Annotated in this window: 24 protein-coding genes and 2 pseudogenes; 14 read left to right on the forward strand and 12 right to left on the reverse strand. The window is 57.4% G+C overall.

All coding sequences use genetic code 11. The features are described 5' to 3' along the window. Both AC1DXW_RS15525 and AC1DXW_RS15530 read right to left on the reverse strand, forming a co-directional pair. On the reverse strand, positions 1-2395 hold a 2395-nt coding region (locus tag AC1DXW_RS15525; protein WP_477760169.1), incomplete at its 3' end, for a beta strand repeat-containing protein. An 88-nt stretch (positions 2396-2483) separates the two neighbouring features. Then, positions 2484-2771, reverse strand: coding sequence for a PilZ domain-containing protein (locus AC1DXW_RS15530; RefSeq protein WP_477760170.1), 288 nt, complete (start codon positions 2769-2771; stop codon positions 2484-2486). Positions 2772-3034: 263 nt separating this feature from the next. Between AC1DXW_RS15530 and AC1DXW_RS15535 the strand changes: the two genes are divergently transcribed. The 5 genes from AC1DXW_RS15535 (at position 3035) to AC1DXW_RS15555 (ending at position 6220) form a co-directional block, all read left to right on the forward strand. Further along, complete coding sequence (locus AC1DXW_RS15535) at positions 3035-3640, forward strand: LuxR C-terminal-related transcriptional regulator (RefSeq protein ID WP_477756561.1); 606 nt, start codon at positions 3035-3037, stop codon at positions 3638-3640. 139 nt (positions 3641-3779) lie between these two features. Next, positions 3780-4232 (forward strand): thiol-disulfide oxidoreductase DCC family protein, encoded by a 453-nt coding sequence (locus AC1DXW_RS15540; protein WP_477756560.1) that lies wholly within the window; start codon positions 3780-3782, stop codon positions 4230-4232. Positions 4233-4721: 489 nt separating this feature from the next. Next, positions 4722-5000, forward strand: a complete 279-nt coding sequence (locus AC1DXW_RS15545) for a DUF2790 domain-containing protein (RefSeq protein ID WP_477756559.1) — start codon at positions 4722-4724, stop codon at positions 4998-5000. Between the two features lie 277 nt (positions 5001-5277). Next, the gene (locus tag AC1DXW_RS15550) at positions 5278-5931 is read left to right on the forward strand and encodes a hypothetical protein (protein WP_477760171.1); all 654 of its coding nucleotides are present in this window, start codon (positions 5278-5280) and stop codon (positions 5929-5931) included. An 82-nt stretch (positions 5932-6013) separates the two neighbouring features. Beyond that, positions 6014-6220: a co-regulatory protein PtrA N-terminal domain-containing protein gene (locus AC1DXW_RS15555; protein WP_218433307.1), complete on the forward strand. Its 207-nt coding sequence runs from the start codon at positions 6014-6016 to the stop codon at positions 6218-6220. Between the two features lie 184 nt (positions 6221-6404). Here the strand turns inward: AC1DXW_RS15555 and AC1DXW_RS15560 are convergent. After that, positions 6405-6758 (reverse strand): annotated as a pseudogene (locus AC1DXW_RS15560) (TonB-dependent receptor domain-containing protein); the annotation flags it as partial. A gap of 381 nt (positions 6759-7139) precedes the next feature. Here AC1DXW_RS15560 and AC1DXW_RS15565 point away from each other — a divergent pair. Together AC1DXW_RS15565 and AC1DXW_RS15570 are read left to right on the forward strand one after the other, a co-directional pair. Beyond that, positions 7140-7460 (forward strand): isochorismate lyase, encoded by a 321-nt coding sequence (locus AC1DXW_RS15565; protein WP_477756784.1) that lies wholly within the window; start codon positions 7140-7142, stop codon positions 7458-7460. A 142-nt stretch (positions 7461-7602) separates the two neighbouring features. Continuing rightward, complete coding sequence (locus AC1DXW_RS15570; RefSeq protein WP_477756782.1) at positions 7603-8091, forward strand: GNAT family N-acetyltransferase; 489 nt, start codon at positions 7603-7605, stop codon at positions 8089-8091. 123 nt (positions 8092-8214) lie between these two features. Here the strand turns inward: AC1DXW_RS15570 and AC1DXW_RS15575 are convergent, their stop codons facing one another. Next, positions 8215-9084: an AraC family transcriptional regulator gene (locus AC1DXW_RS15575; protein ID WP_477756783.1), complete on the reverse strand. Its 870-nt coding sequence runs from the start codon at positions 9082-9084 to the stop codon at positions 8215-8217. A gap of 223 nt (positions 9085-9307) precedes the next feature. Between AC1DXW_RS15575 and AC1DXW_RS15580 the strand changes: the two are divergent. Both AC1DXW_RS15580 and gfa read left to right on the forward strand, forming a co-directional pair. Then, positions 9308-9628: pseudogene (locus AC1DXW_RS15580) on the forward strand (tyrosine-type recombinase/integrase); the annotation flags it as partial. Between the two features lie 345 nt (positions 9629-9973). Continuing rightward, positions 9974-10552: an S-(hydroxymethyl)glutathione synthase gene (gfa, locus tag AC1DXW_RS15585; protein WP_477757159.1), complete on the forward strand. Its 579-nt coding sequence runs from the start codon at positions 9974-9976 to the stop codon at positions 10550-10552. Between the two features lie 299 nt (positions 10553-10851). On the opposite strand, the gene AC1DXW_RS15590 is transcribed toward gfa, so the two are convergent. Then, positions 10852-12303 carry a DUF1254 domain-containing protein gene (locus tag AC1DXW_RS15590; RefSeq protein WP_477760180.1) on the reverse strand — a complete coding sequence of 484 codons (1452 nt, stop codon included), beginning with the start codon at positions 12301-12303 and terminating at the stop codon, positions 10852-10854. 737 nt (positions 12304-13040) lie between these two features. On the opposite strand from AC1DXW_RS15590, the gene AC1DXW_RS15595 reads away from it, so the two are divergent. Next, a complete protein-coding gene (locus tag AC1DXW_RS15595) occupies positions 13041-16433 on the forward strand; it encodes an Ig-like domain-containing protein (protein WP_477760172.1) in 3393 nt (1130 codons plus the stop codon). 239 nt (positions 16434-16672) lie between these two features. Here AC1DXW_RS15595 and AC1DXW_RS15600 read toward each other — a convergent pair whose 3' ends face one another. The 3 genes from AC1DXW_RS15600 to AC1DXW_RS15610 all read right to left on the reverse strand — a co-directional run bounded on the left by AC1DXW_RS15600 (position 16673) and on the right by AC1DXW_RS15610 (position 19578). Then, positions 16673-17242: a YceI family protein gene (locus AC1DXW_RS15600; protein WP_477753154.1), complete on the reverse strand. Its 570-nt coding sequence runs from the start codon at positions 17240-17242 to the stop codon at positions 16673-16675. A gap of 136 nt (positions 17243-17378) precedes the next feature. Continuing rightward, entirely contained in the window at positions 17379-18050 is a 672-nt protein-coding gene (locus AC1DXW_RS15605) for a phosphoribosyltransferase (protein ID WP_477753155.1), read from the reverse strand. A gap of 169 nt (positions 18051-18219) precedes the next feature. Next, complete coding sequence (locus tag AC1DXW_RS15610) at positions 18220-19578, reverse strand: MATE family efflux transporter (RefSeq protein WP_477760173.1); 1359 nt, start codon at positions 19576-19578, stop codon at positions 18220-18222. Positions 19579-20018: 440 nt separating this feature from the next. On the opposite strand from AC1DXW_RS15610, the gene AC1DXW_RS15615 reads away from it, so the two are divergent. Beyond that, on the forward strand, positions 20019-20291 hold the full coding sequence (locus AC1DXW_RS15615; protein WP_095946406.1) for a hypothetical protein: 273 nt from the start codon (positions 20019-20021) through the stop codon (positions 20289-20291). A gap of 256 nt (positions 20292-20547) precedes the next feature. On the opposite strand, the gene AC1DXW_RS15620 is transcribed toward AC1DXW_RS15615, so the two are convergent. The 4 genes from AC1DXW_RS15620 to AC1DXW_RS15635 form a co-directional block, all read right to left on the reverse strand. Continuing rightward, a complete protein-coding gene (locus AC1DXW_RS15620; protein ID WP_056725156.1) occupies positions 20548-20820 on the reverse strand; it encodes a hypothetical protein in 273 nt (90 codons plus the stop codon). Continuing rightward, positions 20817-22592 carry an S-type pyocin domain-containing protein gene (locus AC1DXW_RS15625; protein ID WP_477760174.1) on the reverse strand — a complete coding sequence of 592 codons (1776 nt, stop codon included), beginning with the start codon at positions 22590-22592 and terminating at the stop codon, positions 20817-20819. Before AC1DXW_RS15625 ends, AC1DXW_RS15620 begins: the two co-directional genes overlap by 4 nt. Positions 22593-22851: 259 nt before the next feature. Next, positions 22852-23037, reverse strand: coding sequence for a hypothetical protein (locus AC1DXW_RS15630; protein ID WP_477753158.1), 186 nt, complete (start codon positions 23035-23037; stop codon positions 22852-22854). Between the two features lie 55 nt (positions 23038-23092). Next, positions 23093-23287, reverse strand: coding sequence for a hypothetical protein (locus tag AC1DXW_RS15635; RefSeq protein ID WP_477753159.1), 195 nt, complete (start codon positions 23285-23287; stop codon positions 23093-23095). 294 nt (positions 23288-23581) lie between these two features. On the opposite strand from AC1DXW_RS15635, the gene AC1DXW_RS15640 reads away from it, so the two are divergent. From AC1DXW_RS15640 to AC1DXW_RS15650, 3 genes are all read left to right on the forward strand, one after another. Continuing rightward, positions 23582-23719: a hypothetical protein gene (locus tag AC1DXW_RS15640; protein WP_177413232.1), complete on the forward strand. Its 138-nt coding sequence runs from the start codon at positions 23582-23584 to the stop codon at positions 23717-23719. A gap of 999 nt (positions 23720-24718) precedes the next feature. After that, positions 24719-25123: an antitoxin Xre-like helix-turn-helix domain-containing protein gene (locus AC1DXW_RS15645; protein WP_477753160.1), complete on the forward strand. Its 405-nt coding sequence runs from the start codon at positions 24719-24721 to the stop codon at positions 25121-25123. Next, on the forward strand, positions 25117-25809 hold the full coding sequence (locus AC1DXW_RS15650) for an RES family NAD+ phosphorylase (protein WP_477753161.1): 693 nt from the start codon (positions 25117-25119) through the stop codon (positions 25807-25809). Before AC1DXW_RS15645 ends, AC1DXW_RS15650 begins: the two co-directional genes overlap by 7 nt. Positions 25810-25908: the final 99 nt, after the last annotated feature.

Genomic DNA, 25908 nt, shown 5'->3' on the forward strand with positions numbered 1-25908 from the left:
AACCGTAGGTGCCCGTATCCGTACCCGCAATGCTCCAGGTCGCCGTGGCATCGTGATCGATGTCGGCCGCGCTGAACTGGCCGTTCACGCTGAGCGTGGTGTCTTCCTGCACCGCGCCGGCCGCATTGCCCGTCGCGAAGCTGAGCACGGGCGCGTCGTTGCTGCCGGTAATGGTGACGGTCACCAGCTGGGTGTCCACGCCGCCCAGGCCGTCGCTGACTTGCACCGTGAACACGTCATCGTGGCTCTCGTCAGCCTTCAGCGACTGCACCTCGCTGGCGACCCCATCGGTGCCATTGGCCAGTGTGTAGGTCCACTGGCCGCTGCTGTCCACGGCGATCGCGCCGTAGGTGCCCGTATCCGTACCCGCAATGCTCCAGGTCGCCGTGGCGTCGTGATCGATGTCGGCCGCGCTGAACTGGCCGTTCACGCTGAGCGTGGTGTCTTCCTGCACCGCGCCGGCAGCATTGCCCGTCGCGAAGCTGAGCACGGGTGCGTCGTTGCTGCCGGTAATGGTGACGGTCACGTCCTTGGTCACCGTCGCCCCGAAGTCATCGGTCAGCGTCACCGTGAACACTTCGGTCTTGGTCTGGCCCGCGGCCAGGTACTGCGCCGCGCTGTTGTTCAGCGTATAGCTCCAGCCCACGCTACCCGCCGCGTCGCCGGTACTCTCGTCGTTCACAGTGGCCACCAGCGTACCCAGCGCACCGGACGGAGCACTCACGCTGGCCAGATGGGCGTGATCGGCCAGGTCCACGTCGCCGAAAGCGAAGCTGCCGCTGGTCACCGTGGTGCCGTCTTCGGTCACCGCCGCGCTTTCGATTTCTGCCGCCGTCACCGTCGGCGCGTCATTGGTGCCGGTCAGGGTGATCGTCACATTCTTGGTCACCGTCGCCCCAAAGTCGTCGGTCAGCGTCACCGTGAACACTTCGGTCTTGGTCTGGCCCGCGGCCAGGTACTGCGCCGCGCTGTTGTTCAGCGTATAGCTCCAGCCCACGCTGCCCACCGCGTCGCCGGTGCTCTCATTGCTGACAGTGGCCACCAGCGTACCCAGCGCACCGGCCGGCGCACTCACGCTGGCCACATGCGCGTGATCGGCCAGGTCCACGTCGCCGAAGGCGAAGCTGCCGCTGGCCACCGGGGTGCCGTCTTCGGTCACCGCCGCGCTTTCGACTTCTGCCGCCGTCACCGTCGGCGCGTCGTTGCTGCCGGTAATGGTGATCGTCACGTTCTTGGTCACCGCCGCCCCGAAGTCGTCGGTCAGCGTCACCGTGAACACTTCGGTCTTGGTCTGGCCCCCAGCCAGGTACTGCGCCGCGCTGTTGTTCAGCGTGTAGGTCCAGCCCACGCTGCCCGTAGCGTCGCCGGTGCTCTCGTTGCTGACAGTGGCCACCAGCGTACCCAACGCACCGGCCGGCGCGCTCACGCTGGCCACATGGGCGTCATCGGCCAGGTCCACGTCGCCGAAGGCGAAGCTGCCGCTGGTCACCGTAGTGCCGTCTTCGGTCACCGCCCCGCTTTCGATTTCTGCCGCCGTCACCGTCGGCACGTCATTGGTGCCGGTGATAGTGATGGTCACATTCTGCGTTACTGACGATCCATGACCATCGTTGATGGTGACCAGGTAAGTTTCGGTGACTGTCTGTCCCTGGGCCAGGTACTGCGCCGCCGCATTGCTCAGGTTGTACGTCCATTGCACCGAACCGTTGGCTGCATTCGCTGCTTCGCTTACCGGCGAGAGTACGAACGTACCAAGATGAGTAGCGTTGCCCGCCGCCGGCGCGAACGTCGCCATGTGCGTGTCACTCAGGTCGACGTCGTTAAAGACAATCGTGCCGCTGGCTGTCTGCGAGTCGGTCGTGCTCGCCGTGGTGTCGGCGTCTTCGGTCACCGTGCCGGCCTGCGCGCCGATGCTGATCGTCATACCATCATTCACGCCCGAAAACTGCACCGTCGCAGTGGCCCAACTGAGCGTTCCGTTGCCAAGACGAATCGCATAGGTAAAGCTGTCCGTCAGGAGCTCGCCAGTAGCCAGCGCCTGGAGTTGTGCCTTGAAAGCAGACGAGAAAGTAGTGGCGTCGTAGCCGACCTTACCGTCCGAGGTGATCCAGATCTTTGCACCATTCAAACTGGTGTCAGAACTCGTCGCCTCAGCCCTCGCCGTATCCTGGGTCAGGAGGTCGGCCGGAGCATAAGCCTTGGTGGCAGTAGAAAGACTGTCCGCGTTGTCGAGTGACCAGAGTGTCTTCGCGTTGCCACCGAGGTCATTGGACATGACGTCCCAATACACGACCCCCAACAGATTTTCAGTGGTGGTGAAGATGTCATCCTTCGCCTGCGGCGTATTGGAAAACGAGGTAACGGTTCCGCCGCTGGTAGTTGTAGTGCTAGCCATGTCTTTCTCCCAAGAATGTCACCCTGAGCAAAAAACCGCCGTGGGCCGCTAACAGCCACAAGCGCTTCTTCCTCAACCCACGAAAACCTCATTCCACCGGCACCAGCCGGCTGGCCAGCAGCTTCACGCCCGCCCCGGTCCTGCCGCCTTGTGGCTCAATGCGCACAATTTGTCCTTGAGCCTTGAACTTCATGGGGCCGCCGGGAGTGTCGAGCTCGATCTCGAAGTCAATCAAGCTACCCACCTGCAGCTCACTATCGGTTTCGAAATACAAACCGGAGGCGCTGATGTCACGGGTGACACCGTTGCCCCCGCCGATCAGTTGCAGCGGCAGGGTGATTTGCTCACGGGGCTCAATTCGGTATGTGCCTTTCATGGTTGCAGTCTAAAAACGACCGCTGTTTTATACATGGGAGCGCTATCCCTTTTTTCTGGGAGTCAATCAGCCATGAAAACAGGGCTTTACGGGACAAATGTCATGGGTGGGGCTACCTGAAGCGTTATAGAAAAAAGCTACAGGCTGCAACGATTGCTATCATGATCAGCTAACACAACCCGCCTAAAGAGGCAGCGACCCGCATGCCAATTCAAGTCCTGTTAGTAGCTCTACCGCTCGTGGCCTGGGGCCTTGAGCGTCTGGTGGAAAGCGCTCAACCGAGGTTGACGCTGGCGGGCTCGGTGGCGTCGGTGGCGGAGTACCTGCTTTCGCTTCACCAATACGCGCCAGATGTGGTGGTGCTGGACCTGGACAGCGAGGACTGTATCGAGTCGCTGGTCGACTTGCACAGCCAGACCAAAGCCAGGATTCTGGTAGTGACAGGGTCGAGCGACGTGGCGCTGCATGACAGAGCGGTGCTGGCGGGCGCACGTGGCGTGGTGGATAAGCGGGAGTCGGCCTCCGCATCGACATTGCTCAAAGCCATAGAAAAAGTGCATGACGGCGAACTCTGGATTGACCGCAATGCGACCAGCCGTATCTTCCTTGAACTGGCGCGCAAGAAAGCCGAGCGCGATATTGACCCGGAGCAACAAAAAATCGCCAAGCTAACGCGCCGCGAGCAGCAAACCATTGCATCGCTGGCCAGCGACCCCTCAGCCCCTGGCAAATTGGTGGCCGAGAAGTTGCACATCAGCGAGCACACGCTGCGCAACCATTTAACATCGATCTACAGCAAGCTGGGCCTGACGAACCGCGTAGATCTGTACGCCTACGCACACAAGCATGGCCTTTCCACAGGCGACTGAGGACTGCGGCAATACTCCTTCTGCTTACACAGAATTCAGTTTTGTTGCATCGACCGGTTGAATCCACAGCCAAATGCAGACTTTAACGCTGGCACGTGGTTATGATCCGGGATAACCAGGATCCCTTGGACCCACGCTTATGCCAGCCTCGCAAATCCGCCCCTCACCCGCGCCACTGCTCAAACCAGGAGAAACGGTGGTCCTGTTCGACGGTGTCTGCAAGCTGTGCAATGGCTGGGTGAGGTTCTTGATTCGCCATGACCGCCAGCGGCGAGTGCGGTTGGCGGCGGTTCAGTCACCCGAGGGGCAGGTTCTGCTCGCGTGGGCAGGTTTGCCCGTGGATCAATTCGACACCATGGCGGTGATCCGCGACCGACACTACTGGGACCGTTCGGATGCATTTTTCGAAATCATCGCCCAGTTTTCCGCACTCTGGCGCCCCGTGAACCTGTTGCGTATCTTCCCTCGCAAACTTCGAAATTGGGCATACGACCGCATTGCGCTTAATCGTTATCGGCTCTTCGGGAAATACGACACGTGCCTATTGCCGGAGCCTGATCATGAACAGCGTTTTTTGAAAGCGCCCCTATGAACGCCCTCACACGCATTAACCGGATCACCCGTTCCACATCTGGCATCACCGCCAAATGCCTGCAAACGATGCTACCGAAATTTCCGTAGCCACCGACCACCATCACCCTGAATACCCTTCAGCTATTCCCTGACTGACAGGCTGCTTTCGGCTGTGGATTCAACCGGTGGTGAAAGGCAACAATCGGCCAATACCCGACATTTCCCCCTGGCTCGATAGCAGGCGTTTTCGGTCCACGTACTGTCACAACCACCGCGCGAAAAATCCGTCATGACATGTCATGACCTCCTTCAGAAACGGACTTTGACCAACAAATACGGGGTTTAAAGGACGAATGGTCGAGAGGCGTCAAGCGCGGGGAATTGCCGGGAGTTTGCAGCCACTACAGGCTTTTCAGGCAGGCACGTTCGTCGCGGTGCAGTGAACTTCACTCTCATCACGTGTCACATTAGGTCCTTGTCAAGCCAACTACAGAAGAGGTACAGCCTTATGAGCATGGCCACAATTGTCAGTGCCGTGATTTCCAGTCTCGCACCCAGTGTCTTCGACCAGAACAGCCTGCAAGACCCCGGCGCGCATGTTTCGGCCGTTGAATACCACTATGGGATGGACATCGATGTGAAACGCGTACTGCAGCGCACCGATACATCCGACAAGACCGGCGTGGTACCGGTGACCCTGGTCTACGAAGACAGCGAGGGCGAGGTTCACAAGATCCGTTTCCTCGAATGGGGTGCAAGCCCCACCGCCCCCACCAGCATTGCCTGATCCGCTCGCCGACAGGGTTCCGGGCCTCGCCTGCCCCCCCAGAAGCGGAAGCTAAACCTCATAGGCACCCAGTGCGGATGATGTTTTTGTTACCTGAAAATTAAAATAATCGAATGATTAAAAGTTCATTCGTGAAAATCACTATTATCTTGGCCGCGTCATGCCGCAAGATTAATTAATAGTAATTACTGGATCTTGACTGCCATCAGCAACGGCAAACTCCAATTATGCCGTGCCGAGAGCCAAGTTGATTCACTATTACAACCAAGAGGTCACCATGGAACTTAGTATGTTTTCTTCGTCCACCGTGGAATATGTGCGTTTGGGCGTTGTATATTTTCATCTTATCGCCTGCTGCGTGGCAATCGGGCTGGTTTTGACCAGTGACATTGCAATGGTCAAACAACTCCTGAAGGGCGATGCATCAGGTCACCATGATGACGCGCACATGGACAGTCTTCAAAAAACCGTATCGCTTGCACTTGTCGCGCTCTGGATTACAGGCATTGGTATTGTCGGGATCGATTATGCCGGCAAGGGGATGGAGTATTTCCTCAATCCAAAAATACAAGCCAAAATCGGCATCGTTGTGCTGTTGACCGTTAACGGCTTCGTGTTGCATCGCGCTGTATTGCCGGCGCTGAAAAAAGCCGGTTCGTTACTGAAACTCTCCTTCAACCTGCGCATGCTGGCGCTGTTCTCGGGGGCGTTCTCTGGCGTGTCGTGGTTCTATGCCGCCATGCTGGGCGTTGGTCGTCCACTGGCCTGGAAGTACTCGCTGGTGGAGTTGCTGGCAGCCTATCCGGTGCTCATCGTCGCTGGATTCGGGATGATGGTATTGCTCACTGCCTGGGCCAAAAACAGAGACACCGAAGCGCACATGGAGCAAGGCACCAGGACTCCAGGAAACGCCGCCCTGGCTGGCTGGTAACTCCAGGTTGAACAAGGACGTTCAGCGCTAGCCAATGAATCCCGCTTTAACTGTTAATAAAGTCTCACTTGAGGATACCCAAATGAAATCCATGAAAGTTCTCTTCGTAGTCGCCACTCTGACCGCTTCTTCTCTGGCGATGGCCACAGGTGGCGGTGATCGGACCTTCGCACGCATGGAGTCGGCCCGCAAAGTCTCGATGGAAACCTACCAGGTTGCCCAGAAACAGAAGGCTGAAGCCGCTGTAGCTCAAAGCAAAGCCAAGGCGACCGACCGCAGCAATAGCTGATCCGTATAGCGCGTCCCCGGGCTGACAGAAATGTGCGGCCTCAAGCTTCGAATGCAGCACCCAAGGTGCTGCTTTTGCTTATTTAACCGAAATCCCGCTAACACAAAATCCAGTGTGTTGAATCCACAGCTATAAGCAGCCTTTCACGAAGGGCTGCTTTGGGGCCTGTTCTTCAGGTCTGGGCTCAGAAGCGATAGTTGGTGCTCAGCTCCAGCGTCCGTGGGGCACCGGGCGTGATCAGATCCACCGAACCATGCGCCGAAGCGTAATACTCCTTGTCGAAGACATTGCGCAGACGCAGGGCCATGTCCCATTTCGGCTGGTTGTACAACAGCGCGGTGTCCACTGTTGTGTAAGCCGGCATGACCACATTGTTATCCAGCGCGGTATAGCGATCATCGACATAGTTGGCCCCCATGCCCACACGCCAGGTTTGCGTCAGCGAACGCACCAACCACAGGTTGGCGCTGTGGCGCGGCGTCAAGGTGGGTACCTGGCCTTCGTTGACGACACCGTTAGTAAGGCTGTTGGACTTGGATCACGTAGAGGGGCATCGATCTTCAGCGCGCTCCTGCTCTCGAATGAGTGGAGTCACTTAAGGCGACAGGCAGAAATCGGCCGATTCTGTTGAAAAAGTCGGCCGTGGTTTCCACGGCAGAAAAATACGCGCCTGAGATTGAAGTCTTTACTTTTGGGCAGAGGCTTCCGGGCTCAGATTTCACGTAGCAGCGTGTAAAAAAGGCATATTCACCACTCAATATTCAGGCCATTTGGGCGGGCCGACTTTTTCAACGGAATCTGYCAGAAGCAGCCACTCAAACACCGACTTATGGTATTCAGTCTGTATCACTCATGGAAAACAGCGCGCCGATACTTCTTCCGAAGGCCGACGATTTTTTCAGTAAACGGAGTCACCTACATGGACGTCATCAATCAGTTGCAACCCGAAGAGTGTGCAGGCATGGAGGATATTCGACGCGAAATCGATGCCCTTGATCAGGTTGTTATCAAGCTGTTGGGCAAGCGTTTTCACTATGTACTGGCTGCCTCGAAGTACAAGACCTCAGCAACTTCGGTGCGTGCTCCGGAGCGTTTCAAGGCCATGTTGGAGACACGACGCGAGTGGGCCGAGGCTGAGGGCCTGAGCCCGGATGCAATCGAGAAGATGTACAGTGACCTGGTGAACCACTTCATTGCAGAAGAGATGAAACACTGGGCGGCTCATCAATCCAACACCTGACTCTAGTGTCCGCCATGGGGCGTCAACCGCCCTTCATGTCTGCTGTAATCGGCCATTTGCGGGCATGCCATTGCTTTCCATCACCCTGCGCTAGCCTTGGGACTCAGCTAAAGTACCGATTCATGGAGCTTAGAGACGAGCAATGAAACTGAACCACAGGCCAGTGAAGGCTAGCGACGTTAAAATGATCTGCGGCTTTCCTCAGAACGCTCAAGAGTTGTTTTTCATGTTTCCAAAGGCGCACTTCCCGCTAACGGAAACGCAGTTGATTACCGCGATCTCCCAACGCTTTGACTCTACCGTCGTGGAGATCAATGGGACTGTCGTTGGGTTTGCAAATTTCTATCGAGCTGAACGCAATGGCGTTTGCTGTATCGGCAATGTCATCGTCTCGCCGAGCGCTCGGGGTGAAGGAGTGGCCACGTTCATCGTAGAGACGATGACCGGCTTGGCATTCGAGCGTTACGGAGCCAACGAGGTGCAGATTTCCTGTTTCAACGAAAACACCGGAGGGCTGCTGCTCTACCCCAAGCTTGGGTTTGTGCCTTATGCAATTGAGGAGCGACCTTCTTTGGGAAACGGCCGATCGGCCCTCATACACATGACGCGCAGCAGAATCTCGACAGGTTGAATACGCGGTCGATTGTTACCCTGGAAGACAGGCAGAGATCGGCCAATAGCTGCCCCTTGGCGAGAGGCAGATTACAACGATGAACTCAACGACGATCGTTTCAAACCAGCAGCGACCTGTCCGCTATTGCAAAGGCACATAAATATCGGTCTGCCATTGATCCTGCGGTGTCTCGGGGGAAATGCTCAGATAATCGAAGAACAGCGGCTGGTCTCGAAGCTCCTCGCCGCTGGTAGGGAGCCAGTCGCGATAGATCGGATAGATCGATTCGCCGATGTGATCCGTCGAGCCCACGTGACGCACCACGACGCAGCGCCCGCCGGGGATAACCCTCTCGGTTACGCCGAACTCATTCGCTGCTACCGCCTCGTGAATCTCGCCGCAGATTGCAAACCGGAACGCTTCGGCCGGGGTCGTATCGGGGTTACCGAAAGGAATACCAAAGCTGCGACTTGATGCCACCGGCGACTGTCCGCTCTGCATGCGCCATTCGATAAATTTACGCACGCTCTCATTAATGAGCCCGGGCGCTCCGCAATGCTCCAATGCTGCAACCCTGACTTCGCGAAACTCCACAATTCGTATCTGCATGATGATGCTCCTGGAAAAATGAGGGATGGTGAACACCGCACTCCAGACCTGCCAATTCGGTTGCTTCCTGAATGCACTCGGCGTCATACCGAACGCCCGCCTGAACGCTCTGGAAAATGCTTCGGGGCTTTCGAAACCCGCACCGAAAGCGGCGTCCAGCACCGAGTAATTCGCGAGGGAAGACAAGCAATGCGCCGCGCGTCGTAGTCGCATCAGTTGTACATAACGTGAAACAGGCACGCCCACGAACGCGGTGAATTGTCGATGGAAGTGACACGCCGAAAAATTCGCGACTTGGCTCAACGTCTTCACGGACAAGTCACCTTCGAGATTGGCGTCGATGTAGGCGAGTACCAGGTCGAAGCGTTTTGTGTAGGCGGCGTTGCTCAGCAAGTCAGACACTGGATGGAGGCTCCGGGAAATACGGTAGGCAATAGAGTCGACTATACCGGCGTGCCCGCGCCTAGCCGTGTTTGCTCAGGTCGCGTTTGAATTGCCTGTTCGACGTGGCCGCCTTGGATGCACCGTCTTGAAGGCTACCGGGCGGTTCATCTGAGCCTCCGATTGTAAATCCTGTGCGACCGCCAGCTTCACGCCCTGAGGAAGTCAGTCAACCAGAATCGAGGTTCTGGAGGCCTGGATTCATCAGGCCCACCTCCGTGGTGAGGAGTTCTTGTTTCCGACCCGGTTGCATGGCTCAGATCATCTCTCCACCGGGCAATACGCTCGAATAGTCAAAGCGTGGGTGACAGCCATTGGCCTTGACCCAACCATGTACGGTACCCACACGCTACGGCGAACCAAGGCATCGTTGATCTATCGCAGGACGAAGAACTTGAGAGCTGTCCAACTCCTGCTTGGTCATACGAAGCTTGAAAGCACTGTCAGATACCTGGGAATCGAAGTCGATGACGCCCTGGAAATGGCGGAACAGACGGAGGTCTGATCACCTGCTGCGACGGTCAATGCTTGGCCGTCGCTGTCCAGCCAGAAGCAGACCTGAAAAACCTTGGGCGTGTGTGGATTCCATCTGAATTCGACACACTCGCCCGTGCGCTGGTCCTGGCCGCGCTCGAGACATCATCGCAGACTATTCTTGATCTGGGTAACCGACCGGTCGCACCGAAGGAGGTCACTCGTTTATGCACTGTGTCCTTTTCGAAATCCGCCGCGGTTCGATCGGATGCATGAAGGCAAATCGATCCGCGCCGGCATCGAGTTCCGATGAACTACCGGTCTGGGGCACGGCCCCAGGCACTTTTGTCTGACACCCTGAAACGGAGACGCCAGCATGAGCACTTTGCAACTTCACCCTGTACTGGACAATGGTATCCAACCCGCCGCCGCGAATTTCACAGGTGGCACCCTGCAATGCCTGTGTGCGACTGACAAGGTCGAGGTCAAGATCGACGCACAAACTCTGCATAACCACGCGTGCGGCTGCAGCAAATGCTGGAAACCACAAAACGCGACATTCGCCGTCATCGCCGTGGTGCCTCGAGATAAGGTCAGCGTGATTGCCCACGGCGAAAAACTGGCGATTGTCGACGAATCCGCCACCATCCAGCGCCACGCCTGCAAGCAGTGTCACGCCCATCTCTTTGGGCGCATCGAGAACAAGGACCATGCGTTTTATGGCCTGGACTTCGTCCACACCGAGCTTTCGCCACAGAGCGGATGGGCTGCGCCGGGATTCGCGGCGTTCGTGTCCTCCATCATCGAAACCGGCACACCGCCCGCGCAAATGAAGGCTATCCGCGAGCGCTTGCGCTCGATCGGCCTGGAACCCTATGACTGCCTGTCCCCGGACTTGATGGACGCACTGGCGACTCATGTCGCCAAACAGAAAGGCCTGCTCCCCACCGCCTGATTGATCGGTTGCCGCGGTTTCTTTTCCGGACCGCGGCTCCGATTCACCTTTGATGTTGTGCGCCCCACATAATTAACTGGGGGGCTGTGGGCATTAAGACAATGGATTACGCCAGTTTTAAATTCCGCTCGTACCAATTTTGTACCACCAGGCTCTCTCAACCCACCTTTTCGCTATGGCTAACTGCATCTACATCAGGCAGATAGCGGCCAATAGCAGCCCTTCATGATCGGCTGCTATTGGCAAAAACGCAGGACTGGCCGACACCTGCCCACGGCGGGTGTCAGCAATGGGTCGCACTACTTCGATACCACCAACGCCGGTGGCTGCCAGCTGCCTTCGCCGGCGGGAAGAATCGAAGGCGGTGCGGTCTTCGGCCAGTAGAGGCGCATTACCAGAAAGACCGTGTCGTCAGGCGCGGGCAACCAGTTTGCCTCCTTGGCCTTGCCGGGGGAGTCTTTCTGGATGTACAGCGTCAGTGAACCATCCGTGTTTTTCTTCATCGCCGACAGCATCGGCGAGTTGATCAGGTAACGGTTGAGCGGATTCTTGATCAGCAGCTGGCTCTTGCCGTCGTACATGGTCACCGACCAGAAGGCATTGACTGGCGGCAGTTTGCCGGCCGGGAAAGTCAGCGTGTACTTGCGCTTGCTGGTATCCAACGTCTGGCCGGTGCCGTCGGTGCGCGTGTTGGGATACATCGCCTCGACGGCGTCGTTACCGTAGAGGCCGCCTTTCGCGGCACCGGCACGCTTCAGCCAGTCGGCCTTGTAGAACGTTTGGTCGCCGAAGTACGCGCCTACGTTCCAGCCGTTGATTATCTTCGTCCCGCTCGCGAGGAACTTGTCGACCTTCTCGTCACCGGCCTTCATCCCGAGCAGGACCACGGCCTTGTGCTCGAGCGAGAGGTCCTTGAATTCGAAGCTCCGACCGGGGCCTACGCCGATGCTGGCCAGCTTCGCCCGAATCTCCTTGTCGTCAGCCGATGGCGGCACATACTCCATCGCGGCCGACAGGTACTCGAAGAAGTTGGCCTTGATGCCTTCCGTCGTAGCCGGCACGAAATCAATCTTCGGCGCAGTGGGCGGCGCGGGTTGATGGAGGAAGGCGGACAGCGGCTGGACCTTGTAGCCCGCTTGCACCTTCTCGACATTCGGCATGTCCTTGGCATTGTAGAGCTGAGTCCGAATGGCGCTCACGGCGAAGGGAGTGGTCGAGGTGAAGACTTTTTTGATACCGGGAGGGGGCGCGCCTTTCCAATCGGGACCGACCACCATGTATTGGCCTGGCTCGTTGCCGGTGGTACGGCTGCCGATGTAACCATAGTTGTAAGTGTTGCCGTCGATCATCTGCACCGAGTAGTAACGCCGCTTGTCCACTGCCGGCACCGAGATCACCATCGGCTCCGCGCGCAGGTCCAGCCAGACAAACGAATACGGGGTGTCGCTGTTCGGAGTGATGATGGCCGTGTCTTGGTAGGTGAAGACGCGAGGCTCGTTCTTGATCTGGTTGAACGGCGCCTTGTATTGCGGGCCGCCCTTGTCCACAGCATATTCGTTCATCACGGCGTAGTTCATGACCAGCGGTAAGCCGTAGATAAAGCCTTCCTCGGCGATCGCCTTGGTCTGCTCGAGACTCGGCGCGGGTACGCCCTTGGTCACATCCGTCTTGTCTGCCTGCGTGATCGGATCGTTCTTGCTCGCACACCCCGCAAAAAGCGTTGAACCCACTACGACGAGTGCCGCAGCCATTGTCCAGCCCCGGTTAGACTTCCTGTTCATTTCCACCTCGTTAGTTTTGAGCAAGCTGGCACCGTGAGCGTTCATGGCCACGGTGAAATAATTTGAATGCTTGAAACCCTCCCGACTTTTCAGTAGTGCCAAGTCATATTGGCGATCTGGGCTTCAATCCAGGCGTTGTCGAACTCGCCTGATACACGATAGCCAGACAAGGTTTTTTGCTGATCGACTGGCATGCCCCATCCAGACCGCGGCCCAATGGAAACCAAGGTCTGTCTCCCGACTAAGTAAATCCTGTGGCGAAGCGCCAACTCACACGCCCTGGGAGGGTAGATCACAAAAAGCCAGCATCCCCTTGCGCAGCTGAAATAGTGCCCGCTATTTGTACGTCCTGTCACCACGATAAATACGAGAAGCCGGTCTGATTCAGTTATGTAACATTATCCATGTCGCCCTAGGGCGAGCAGCCCCTGCCAAAAGCGGGCGGTGAAATAGGGCCGCTACTATTTCCATAAATGGGGCACTACACCCACCCAACCGGGCGTTTACTACCTCATTTGAGGAATATCCCCCCACCCAGCACTTACCAAAAAAAAACACGTTGAAACAACTTACTAATTACTCGGAATTTTCATTCCCCCTCTCGTCCATGGCCCGGTGGTTGCATGGCGCCTTGCAACGCAGGCAGTTACTGTCACCAGGTGGGGATGGCTGGGTGCGCCGTTTTGCTATGTCGCGGAGGGAACCTCATGAGAATCCTTGCATCGCCATTCAATTCGATCCGTTCCTCAAGGGTTTCGGGCGCAGTTTCTGTACTGTTGATCACCTTCGGGTTGGATCCGGTCAGTGCCGCACCGCTGGATGATTTCGGCCTGCCACCACCGACGGACCCCTCTGCGTTTACCAACCCGCCGGCCGACCCCAAGGCCGCGCTGGATTCGATACTGACCATGCCGCCCACCAATCAGGGCGCCATCGCCCTGCCCAATGGCATGTACGGCACCCGCACCACGCCAACGACCGACAACGTGCTGCAGCCGGCCCAGCAAACATCCTTCAAGATCCCCACCAATGGCAAGCCCAGCCCATTGTTCGGGGCCGCGCCGTACTCTCAGCAGCTGCTGCTGTTCGAAGAATTCGGCACGGAGAAACTCGACCCGACACTGCCRGCACCGCCYCTGACYTTCCCGSYTCCGACCGTCGGCCCGGCKCCCGTGCAGGACCCGAACARCATCGCCCGCAGYGGCCCTTCGGCCGCGGCGCTGGAAGCCTTCATGCGCCAGCCGGGGCTGTACCCGTWTCCGTCGCAGTATTCCAACKYGCTGGACCGCAACCCGTGGAAAGCGCAGATCGAAGCCTTCCTCAACCGCCATCCGGTCGGCTCGCCGGCCGAAGGTCGTCCGCCWGGAAAAGGCTGGTCGCACCAGCGCTGGAACGAGTTCTACCCACAGGTCGCCTTCAAGACCGCTCAAGCAGGCGCCAAGCTCAACGGCGGCATGCGCGACCGCCGACAGTTGCACAACTACGCCGTCGGTGAGTTCGGGCCTGGCGGACTCTACAACCAGACCTCGGACACCCCGGTCATTGCGGGCACCACCAAAGGCATCGACACCCGCTTTCACCCCAACATGCCGATTCAGAACCACAAGGCGCTCTGGACCTTTGACGGCACCTTTCCGCCAAAACTGTTGATGGTACGTTACGGCCAACCGGTGCTGATGCGTCACTACAACGCCCTGCCGATCGATCCGTCGGCCAACATGGGTTTTGGCCTGCACACCCTCAGCACCCACGAACACAACGGCCACTCCCCGGCTGAAAGCGACGGCTATGCCAATGCGTTTTTCTTTCCGGGGCAGTACTACGACTATCGCTGGCCRGTCCAGCTGGCCGGTTACGACACCATCAACACCAGCGCTCAGGATCCGCGCGCGGCGTTCCCCTGCGCCCCGGGCGAAACCCTRTATGTCAACGATGCCACGCCGGGCCTCAAGACCTGCAACAACGGCAGCATCAAGATCCGTGGCGACTGGCGCGAAACCATGAGCACCCACTGGTTCCACGACCACATGCTCGATTTCACTGCGCAGAACGTCTACAAGGGCAACGCGGTGATGATGAATTACTACAGCGCCATGGATCGCGGTAACGAAGCGCTCGAAGACGGCGTCAACCTGCGCCTGCCCAGCGGTTCGGCGTTGCCCTGGGGCAACCGCGACTACGATGTGAACCTGATGATTGCCGACAAGGCCTGGGACGCCAATGGCCAGCTGTGGTTCAACCCGTTCAACACCGATGGCTTTCTCGGCGATCAGATCCTGGTCAACTGGCAGTACCAGCCGCGCCTGAACGTGCGGGCGCGCAGCTATCGCTTCCGCATTCTCAATGGCTCGGTGTCGCGCTTCTTCAGGATCGCGCTGGTGCGTGAAGTCGTTGGCACCGGCGGCGAATTCCCCGGCCCGGCAGGTTCCGGCTTGTCGTATACCCGCGTGCCGTTCCACATGATTGCCAACGACGGCAACCTCATGGAACACGCCGTGCCGTTCGACGGCAGCATGGACCTGGACGSTGACGGCGACCTGCAGAACCACAACGCCATCCTGCCCACCATAGGCATCGCCGAACGTTACGACATCATCGTCAACTTTGCGAAAAACGGGATCAACACCGGTGACAAGCTGTACTTCGTCAACCTGATGGAGCACCAGACCGGCAAGGGTCCGGAGATTACACCGCTGAGCCTGGCCGATGTGCTGTCCGGGAAGTACAAAGCGGTGCTCAAGTCGGGCAGCAAAGGACTGGAATGGGACAATGGCGACCCGGTGGTGGGCAAGTTCCTGCAGCTGGTGGTCAAGCCTTATGCCGGCCAGGACGTGAGCATGAACCCCGCCGACTACGAACCCGCCAAACCGGGTAAAGCGGCCGGCAAGGTCATGATCCCGCTGACCCTCAACCGCGACGATCCAGTGGTGCAGGCCACGCTCAAGGCAGCGCGGCATCGTGAGTTCATCTTCGGTCGCTCCGACGGCACCGACGCAGCCCCCTGGACCATCAAGACCGACGGCGGTTTCGGCTACACAATGGACCCACGCCGGATCAGCGCCGCTCCGCAACTGGCCAACGGCCCGACCGATGCCGGGTTCTCCGGCGACGGCACCCTCGAAGTGTGGAAAATCAAGAACGGCGGCAACGGCTGGAGCCACCCGGTGCACGTGCACTTCGAAGAGGGGATCGTCCTCTACCGCGATGGCAAGGCGCCACCAGAATGGGAAAAATGGGCCCGCAAGGACGTCTATCGTATCGGCGAGGGCATCGACAGCTCGCAGGACGTGGAAATGGCGATCCACTTCCGTGAATTCGCCGGGACCTACATGGAGCACTGCCACAACACCCAGCACGAGGACAACGCCATGCTGCTGCGCTGGGATATCGAGCACCCCGGCCAGTTCCAGTTGATGCCAACGCCCCTGCCCGGCTGGGACGGTGTCAACTACGTCAACTCCGCCGCGCTGCCAACCTTCCGCACTGGCGATACCCGTGTCAACGATGGCGATAACAAAAACCCGATCGCCAACCCCGACAGCGCCGTCAGCGACAACGGCCAACCACTGACCATCAACGTCCTGGCCAACGACAGCGACCCTGACGGTAACGTGCCACTTAAAGTGGTGGGCCTGGCACAACCGGATTCCGGCAAGGGCACGGTCACCACCGATGGTGCGCGCGTGATCTACACACCACCGGCCACGGTCCCCGCGCCGTTCACCGCGACCTTTACCTATAAGGCCGCCGATACGAAGGGCGCGGAGTCGGCATCGGCAACGGTGTCCGTGGCGGTCTCGGCAGCGGTCAACGAGAGCCTGATCGTCACCAGCGCTACCGTCACCGCCCGCAGTAACAGCCGCTACTACTGGGTCCTGTCCGGCACCACCTCGCGTGGCACGGGCAATACCATCACGGCGACTGCCACGGTCGCAACCGGTACGGCGAACCTTGGCACCGCCACCCTGACGCCTACGGCGACAGGCGCGCGCTGGAATATAGCGGTGACGACCGTCGGCAGTGGCCCGTCGGCTAGCCCGACGGCGACCATCAAATCAGCCTTCGGCAAAACCGTGACGGTGCCAATAGTGGCGAACTAGAGCGGATTGATCGGCGCCCGGTCCATGCAATGTGGATCGGGCGCTTTTTTTTGTGCAGCTCCCACCTTTGAATCAGCGTCGTACACAGATTTTGCATTCACCAAGGATCAAATGTGGGAGCGAGCCTGCTCGCGATGGCGGAGTGTCGGGCGACATCTCTTCGACAGTTCTGCCGTCTTCGCGAGCAGGCTCGCCCACAGGAGGAATGTCGTCGACCGGAAGTTAACGTTCAGCCCGAGTCACCGCTGCGGCGCCACCATCCGAAAGCGGATATTGATCTCGTTGGACACCACACTGTCCGCCCACTCGCCATCGCCGATCTTGAAGTCGTCACGCTTGAGCACCAGTTGGCCCTCGAAGATGCCGATGGCGCTCTCCGATTTCAGCAGCACCGGTACACTCACTTCCCGAGTGAGCCCCCGCAGGGACAGTTTGCCGGTGATGGTGTAGCGGTTATTGCCCAGGGCCTTGATGGATGTCGACTCGAACGTCGCCACCGGATAAGTCGCGGTGTCAAACCACGCCGTTTTTTGCAGCTCGGTGTTGGCGTCGCTGCTGCCGGCGTCGATGCTCTTCAGGTAGATGGTCAGCGCGGCATGGGCGGCGCCAGGGTTATCGGTGTCGAAGTCGAGATTGGCCTCGAACTTGCCGAAAGTGCCGTAGCTTCGCGAACCCATCTGCTGATAGGTGAAACTCAAGGTGCTGGCCCTGGCGTTCACTTTCTTGTATTCCACGGCTTCAGCGAACGGCACCAGGCCGAACACCAACGTGCCGGCCAGAGCGACACAACGCGCGGATCGAAGGTTCATGACACTCTCCGGGAGGGCTCCCGTGTTGAGTTGGCGTGCCGCACACGAGGGGTGGCATCAGTTGACTAAAGCAAACAACCGGCCTTTATTCCACCTCACGCGGCGATTTGCGACCACCTGCAGATGGCCGCCAGCGCTATCCGCACTCCCCGCGTTGCCACGCCCGCTGCAACAGCTCGATCACCTCGGCATCCGAGGTCTGGGTAAAATCCATGTACCAATGCCCAATCGACGTGAACCACTCGGGCAGCAGCGGGCAGACCAGTTCATCCACCTCGCTGCGCAGCGCCTGCACCGTCTCGATCGGCGCCACCGGCACCGCCACCACGATGCGCGAAGGCGCCTGCACCCGCAGCGCCTGGATCGCCGCCCTCATTGAGGCACCGGTGGCCAGGCCGTCGTCGATCAGGATCACCACCTGATCCTTGAGCTGCACCGGCGGCCGCGTGCCGCGGTAGACCTTCTCGCGGCGCAGCAGCTCGCGGGTTTCACGTTCGACCACGGCGTCGAACGCAGCGCGATCAATCGGGTGCACGCGCAGTGCCTCTTCATTACGAATCTGGATACCGCCGCTGGCAATCGCACCCATGGCGTACTCCGGGTGGGACGGCACGCCGAGCTTGCGCACCAGCATCAGGTCAAGGCGAACCTTCAGCGCCGTGGCCACTTCATAAGCCACCGGCACACCGCCACGGGGCAAGGCCAGAACGATGACATCGGGGCGGTTAGCGTAAGGCAGCAGCGGCTCTACCAAACGCCGCCCGGCCGCTGGCCGGTCTTGCAGGATGGAATGGGACAAGGGGTTCATATGAAAACCTCCCCAGGCAGGCATGCCTGTCGTGCACAAGTACTACGAACACCGCTACCCCTGTGGGAGCGGCGATGCGGCGATCCGACTTGCCCGCGAAGACGTCAGTACAGTCAACCTCTACATCAACTGAACCACCACAATCGCGAACAGGCAATCAAAAAAACCACTAAACCAACCGCTCAATCTTCTGATGCTGCCACACCAGTTTGTAATACAGCGTCTGCAACACCAGCATCCCCAGATACGCCACCGGAAACGCCATCCACACCCCCTGCAACCCGAACTTCGCATCCAGCAGATACGCCGCCGGCAACTGAATCCCCACCACGCAGACAATGGAAATCGCCACCGGCACCATCACCGTGCCACTGGCGCGCATGATGCCGCCGATGATCGCCTGGAAACCAAACACCAACAGGCTCCAGAGCATGATGTGCAACAGGTGCTGGGCCATGGTTCGCGTCGCCTCTTCGGTGAGGAACGACGCCAGCAACCAGTGCGACAGCAAATACCCGAGCACCACCAGACCACCGGTCAGGCACACATTGATCATCAGCCCGGTCTTCAAAATCGGCCCCATGCGCTCGATGCGCCCGGCCCCGATCGCCTGCGCCCCGAGGATCGACGCGGTAATCGCAATGGACAGCGCCGGGAACTGCACATAATTGACGATCTGCGTCACCGCACCATACGCCGCCGTCGCCTGGGAACCGTGCTGGTTCACCAGCGCCAGAATCACCAGCTCCGACAGCGACAACACCACCATCTGCAAGCCGGTGGGCAAACCGATGCGCAGCACCTTGCCGAGAATCGCCATGTCCAGCTTCATCGCGGCAAAGAACTCCCGGTCCGGCGCCAGTGGATGGCCCTTGCCAATCAAGCGCCACGCCAGCAACCCCATCGCCACCAGGTTACCCACCAACCCGGCAAACGCCGCACTCTGAATCCCCATCGGCGCAAAACCCAACCACCCGCGAATCAACGCCGGCGTCAGCGCCAACCCCACAATGGTCGACACCACCAGCGCCAACAATGGCGACAACGTATCACTCACCCCACGCAGCAACTGCGTGAACAACACAAACACCAACAGCGACGGCATGATCCACAACATCACATGGGCATACGCCACCGCATCGTCCAGCACATCCGCCGGCGTCCCCAACCCCACCAACGCCGACCGCGCAAACACACTCCCCACCACCGCCGCCACCAACCCGATCAACACCCCCAACAACACCGTCGCCCCGGCGATGGCCTTCACCAGATGCATCTCCCGCGCGCCCCACGCCTGCCCGATCAACACCCCCGCGCCGGCGCCAAGGCCGATGACCAGGGCGATGAAGAAAAACACGATGGGGAACATCCCCGACACCGCCGCCAGCGCCTGGGTGCCGAGCATCTGGCCGATGTAGATGCTGTTGACCGTGCCGGACATGGATTGCAGGAAGTTCGACAGGACCATGGGGGCGAGGAACAGCAGGTAGGTTTTCCAGAGGGGGCGTTGGGGGGTTGGGGTTTGCATTCGGGAAGATCCATCTCGACGGCGGGAGCGATGATTAAGGATAGCGTTGGTGGCTGAATCCAAGGGGCTGTGAACATCCCAGGTCGGTGTTTATATTTCCAGTGACGTTATGTGAAAGGTCTGAAGTTTCATCATCAAAGGTCCTACACAAAGCTCGGAATGCCTCACCTTCCCGCGCTGATCTCATGGGGCTTATAGTCGGCGCCGTCGCCCTAAATGGCGATTCGGGTTTGGCGACCTGATCATAGAGAATGCGAAGGCTATCCGCTTTATTGCAGGTATCATCGCACCCGCAAAGCCGCTGTCATGGCGGCTGTGCGCGGGAGACCTCCGGGTCTGCCGGTTTTCTCTATGCCGGTTCGCCAACCTGCGCACAGCTGCCACCCTCGTTTGGCGACGACTGAGTGACGGCTTAAGCCAATCAAATAGAGATCTTCAAAATGAATCGATACATGCCTCTCACCGGAATCGACCTGGTTCCGGCCTCCCTGCTCATCGACACCCAAGCCCCACTCGACGTCCTGCAAGCCATGGCGGATTACCGCATTCGCACAGTCACGCAGGTACTGGAAAACATCGCCTACCGATCCGAACTCGGTTGCGACACCGTGGTGCTGGAGGACTTCTCCAAGTTGCTGGTCATTCCTTTGCGCGATGGTTGTGATTTGATGGATGTGATTGGGCGGCGGTTGCGGGCGCAGGCTGCGGAGTAAATGAAAATGGGTGCTCTTGCGCCCATTTTATTGCTACTCCAGAAAGGGGTTGCCCCTCAGCTTGATTCGAGGCTGCGAAAAACCGATCAGGCGAAGATACTCAATATGCCCGTAACAAAGAGAAGAGCCGCTGCGGCAGCGGCTCAACCTGGGAAACCTTCGATGATTTAAACGACTGGACAAGGGAACTGGACGGCCACGAAATGATGGCTACGGTCACCGCTCTCTGGCACCTGCGCTCAGGTACTTGGTGCTGTCAGTCAAAGGTATATTTGCCTTCGAGCATGAATGCCGGCTCTCTCCAGTTGGGTCCTCTCACTACTATGCACCCATTATTTTTTATAAAACCGGCATCACACATTTTCTTGACAAGGTTCAATAGCCCTATGTTGTTCTCCACATGCGCCCAGTTAGCCCGATTATAAAGGCCATCAAGCCGAGGAAAGGAGATGCCCAATTCATTTTTGGTAAGAAATAGAATTACCTCTTCAGGCTTCTCGTTTAGTACGATGTTTTTTATGACGTTCATCGTTTTATTCCTCCAATTTGCTTGGACTCTCTGTCCGTTTGTTTGTTGTCTGCCTCTATAGCCTCGGGCGTGTAGAGTAATTCAAAATCATCTTTTAGCTTGTAGTCTTCCAGCGTCGCGGCGTGAGTATTGTTCCAAATAACACCGTCGTCATTCGGGTTTACACCGTCAACCACACCTAATGCTCTGAAACGTTCCAGCTCTCTGAGTTCATGAGTATAGAAGCGTTTGTCAGCATCTGTGATTACCAATTCACCCAGCAGAATTTTTTTCAAGCGAAAAATCATAATGGCATTGGCGTCCGAAGGACCAAAGCGTCCAGTATGTAATTTTACCAGGTCAATACCCGCCTGGGTCACGGTAGCACTTGTCCAATCGAGATCGAGTATTGGGCCTCCGGCTTTGGCGGGATTGAAAAATCGACCGCTGTATTTTCCCCTTGTGGTTGCTCCCTCATAAGGACTATTAAAAACAACGTAGATTGGCGGCAGACCGCTTTCAATCGGAAAGCAGTAAATGCAATCCCTGAAATCAGGCAATTCGACCGCGGGCAAGGTTTCAGGCTGCACAAGCAATGGCGACAACGTAACTCCAGTGTAAGTCGGTACTTGCGCAGGGCGGGCAGGCGAAGTTGTCGATCCGTTTCCCAAGTGAATAATGGGAAAACTGAGGATAATGGGCGGTGTATCGTTTGACGTGAAACTGTAGCTGCTGGCCGTTGGATCGAATGCCAATGCTCGCACTGGCACTTTTGCCGAGACACTCCCTCCAGCCGGGGTTGCAACGAGAGTGTATTGGTTAAGGTCGCCAAAAATCCGATAAGGAAGGTCAATGGTTCCTTCGGTAGCGGCGATTTCATTCAGGTTTGACGGCGGCTTTGGCAAAAAATTGCTACCGGGAAGTGTGAGAACGGTTTGAGGAAAGCGTTCGCCGTTAGCAAGAGCAGGTGAATAGAACAAGGCCCCGATCCCAACAGCAGCGGCCCGACTGATAAGTACCTCCCCCAACCCTGCCAACAACTTAATGCCTTCATGGATCACTGCCCCGAAGGTCCAACCTTCGGCGACATGGATGGCAATGGCACCCGCCACAGTGCCCGCCTCTATGCCATTACCAATGTGTAACCTGTAGGTGTAAGCGACTTCGCCCCTTGCCAAGGCGCTATGGATTGCCGCGTCTGCAGTTGTGGAAGCGTCCTCCAGAATGGAGATGGCTTCGACAAGGATTCGTTTAACGTAGGCGGCAGTTAGCGATAATAGATATTCTTCATAAAAGCTTTGTCGCACTGCCATATCGTCTTCTGCATCCGCATTCGATGCAAATACCGCGGCACTCATTTTTCTGTCTAGCGACAATGCGTCTAAACCATTATACAGTAGTGCATCGAGCCAACATCTATGGATTCTGGCTCTTTGCAGAAGTTCTACAATGATCGCTTTCTTTTTTAAGGCAGCTTCCAACGCATTGAACCCCTGCCCGTCAATGGCTGCGACTATGCGTCTTTCTAGATAATCTCGAACATTCGGTGTAGCACCAGAAAAAACACTCGTTATCTGATCGCGCACCGAAAGTCCTATCGCCTCCAACTTTTGGTATGCGTTACTGGGGTTTTTGGTACTCTCAATACTATGGGGCGTAGTAACTGCCGGGACAGTCCCATCCCAAAACAAAACACTATCGAAGCTTGAAGGAAAAACTTGGGCTTCTGTAGCTTGAACCTGTCGAGACTCAGGCGTTATTAAAGGTGAATAATGTGTAATTGGTTCTTGCATATAGCGCTCCATGCACAATATCAATTCCATAAAATAGACAGAGCAAAAGTTATGCCGCAACAACGTAGCATTTTCAATACTTCAATATTTACTGTATACGTCGCGCACGAAAGATGATGGGCGGCAGTTGCGGGCGCAGGTGGGAGAGTGACTACATTTGGGCGCCGAGGGCGCCTGTATTCTTCTTTTGGTCTAGTCCTGAAACAGATTTACACCTGTTTCACCCAAACGCCCCAACCATCGGCGCAAGGGTAAAAGACTAGACCAGTCGGACTACCAGGGCGGCGACAACAAAGATTGCCAGTGCCAGCGCGGCACCGATGCTGAACGGCACCACAGTAGAGCGGATCGCGTTCGGGGCGGGACTACGCATCTCCTCGACAAAAGCTGCAACGTCGCGGTGCAGTTGTTCAATGCTGGCTTGATTCGTAGGTTGTGTGGACATGCTGCTACTTCCTGTGTGGGTCACGAGTCGTATCTGTTGTGGCGGGTACGAATGCTCAAAACTTCGCCCATAGGCTGACAGCAGCGACGATAGCGGTCACCATACCAGCCCCTACCGCGATCGGGTACCAGAAGGTCTCTTGCCTGAGCTTGCGTTCTTCTGCCGTGAGTTTTCGGGTTTCGGCCATGGACCTTCGGATTTCGAGTTGCAGCTTATCGAGTTCCAGATTGTCGCGGTCGTTTTGTAGCATGGCTCATCCCTTCGCGCTTTGCTGTTCAAAAGGTTCTCCCCGAACAGCCGGTGATCCCCCCTTTCTACGCCGTCAATATTTCCCGTTTTTCATCTTTGGAATAGCGGGATACTCCTGCCGAAGTTGTAGGCAAAATCCGAGGATTGCGTAAGGGGGTCTATCAATGGGGCTGAAAACAAAAGCCGATCGCTCACAACACACGCCCCAAGAGCCAATCGACCCAACCCACAGTCAATTAGCTAAACTTCATCAGTAAACCACTTCGCGAATCCCTGAAAATTCAGGAGGCGAACCATGAGCAAACAACCTCAACCCCAAAGCCGCTCCAACCCCCAACCCAGATCCCGTCCGCTGGTGCCGAACCTGCCGAGCAAAACCACCGGCAAAAAGTCCGGTCGCTTGCGCAGCAACTATCCGCCGAAGAAATCGTAATTGCCTCGGATGTACGGCAGGCTTTGCACTGGAGTCTGTCGTACTCCCCCCGTCAATTCGGCATTACTGCCTCTATATCGGACATTGTTTTTCCACAAGCGGCGTCGTACCCGCCTGGAATGACGGCCAAGGGCTACGCCCTCCACTGTTTCTCAAATACACCTCGACCACGCCGGAAATCGATTTGCTTAAATAGCTCAGCGTTAAAAGACCTGTGGCGAGGGAGCTTGTCGGGCGCTTGCAGTCGGTGCAGAGCATTGCGCAGAACACGGCGGATGATGTGCAGACGCTGGCGTTGAGCAGTCGGCGTTTGCCGCCTATTGCGACTCGGCTGAATGCACTGGGGCGGACGTTTCACCAGTGATGCAGTCGTGGGCGCGGCGTTTATTCCCAATGGAAAAACGGCGGGCAACCCGCAGGCCAGGCAAGTGCAGGCGCTACTTGAGGGCGTCGCAGCGAAGTAATTGAATACGAGCGCCTGATTTGTATTTGCTGGCGATTGGCATTCCAGAATCCTGGAGTTTTCAAATAAAATTGTGAAATAAAACGTGAAGGCAGCTCAGTTAAAAAGCTCCACAAAGCCATATAAAAACCAACAAAATAAGGCTTTTTAAACGATTATCTATATGAAATAAAATGTGAAGACAATTCTGGCGATACAAACTGCCATGTCCTTATTCACCTCGAAATCCTGGCTGGACCCGGTTCCCCCCGGAGTCATTGCCTCCATCGATCATTGATAACGAGTTATCCAGGCTTATAAAAGTCGGCCTGGTAGAAAGCCGGACGCCAAAATCCAGAGTCGTGCCCCCGGCCTGCCCGCCTGGTTTGCCCAGGATGTCTTTCCAGACCTGCATCGTCGGTTTCAGTAACACATAGCTTCAGCAAGATCGCGGCCCTATTGCATTGGCATGTTAGGCCCATCCGTCGCACCAATATTGCTCTACAGACTCAATAAATCTACATTTGAATCTATAGATGCAACCCAAGGACACAAACATGGCCGTCCCCCTGCAACCCCAATCCTTCAGCAAAAACCAATGTGTCACCGGCCTGCGCGCCGCCGTGAGCATTCTGGAAAAGTGGCACGCCACCAGCGACCAGGCCTGCCGCATCTTGCGCATTTCCCGCAGCACCTACACCCGCGCCCGGCAGCGGGACCCGGAATGGGCGGTGGCGCTGGATGCGGACCAGATGCAGCGCATCAGTTTTGTGCTGAACATTCACGCGACGTTGCGGCTGGTGTTCGACAACCCGGACAACGTGTATGGCTTTGCCTCCATGGCCAATGACAACGAGTTTTTCAACGGGCGTTCGCCGCTGGAGATCATGGCGCAGGGCGACATGATTTCGCTGTATGAAACCTTCCGCCGCATCGACATGCTGCGGGGTGCGTTATGGTGATGGCGAGTGAACTGGCGGTGTTTGCTGGTCAGTCGTTGCAGGCTTATCGCCTGGTCAATTCGAAGTTTCCGCCCATTGCGTTGTTTGATGACGTGGCGGACGCGGATGAGTTTGAGCTGTTGTTCGAGATTCAGGCGCTGACCAATCCGCGGTTGAAGAATGAAGTGGGTCAGCTGGAGTTGATTGCGCGCAGCGAGATTCCGTTCGGGATCGCGGGTTGCTCCTACGCGATTGCGCCCTTTACCCACGTCAACCCGGCGGGTTCGCGTTTCAGCAATGGTCGTTTTGGCGTGTTGTACCTGGCGGATTCGATGGACGCGGCGCTGGCCGAGGTGCGGCATCACCAGGCTCTGTATTGGTCGAAGGTGCCGAGCCTGAACTATGAGCGGTTTGTGTTTCGTGGGTTGGTCTGTGCATTTGACGATGGGGGGATGAAGGATGCCACCGCCCTGCTGCTGAGCGATCCTGTGTATGCGCCGGACGACTACAGCCATTCCCGTGTTCTGGGGCGGGCGGTGCGGGACGCCGGTTGTCCGGGTTTGCGTTATCACTCGGTGCGGATGCCGGGCAGTTATTGTTGGGCGTTGATGACGCCAAGGCCTGTTTCGTCGATTGTGCAGACGGCTCATTACGAGATGGTCTGGAATGGACAGATCACGAGTGTGAGTCAGATCAGTGAGGCTTGACCCCGTTGTCAGGTGCATGAAAACCTGTGGGAGCGAGCTTGCTCGCGATTGCTGTGTGTCAGTCGACACAAATGTTGAATGTGAAACTGCCATCGCGAG

It is taken from the genome of Pseudomonas sp. P4_C4 (assembly GCF_056402055.1).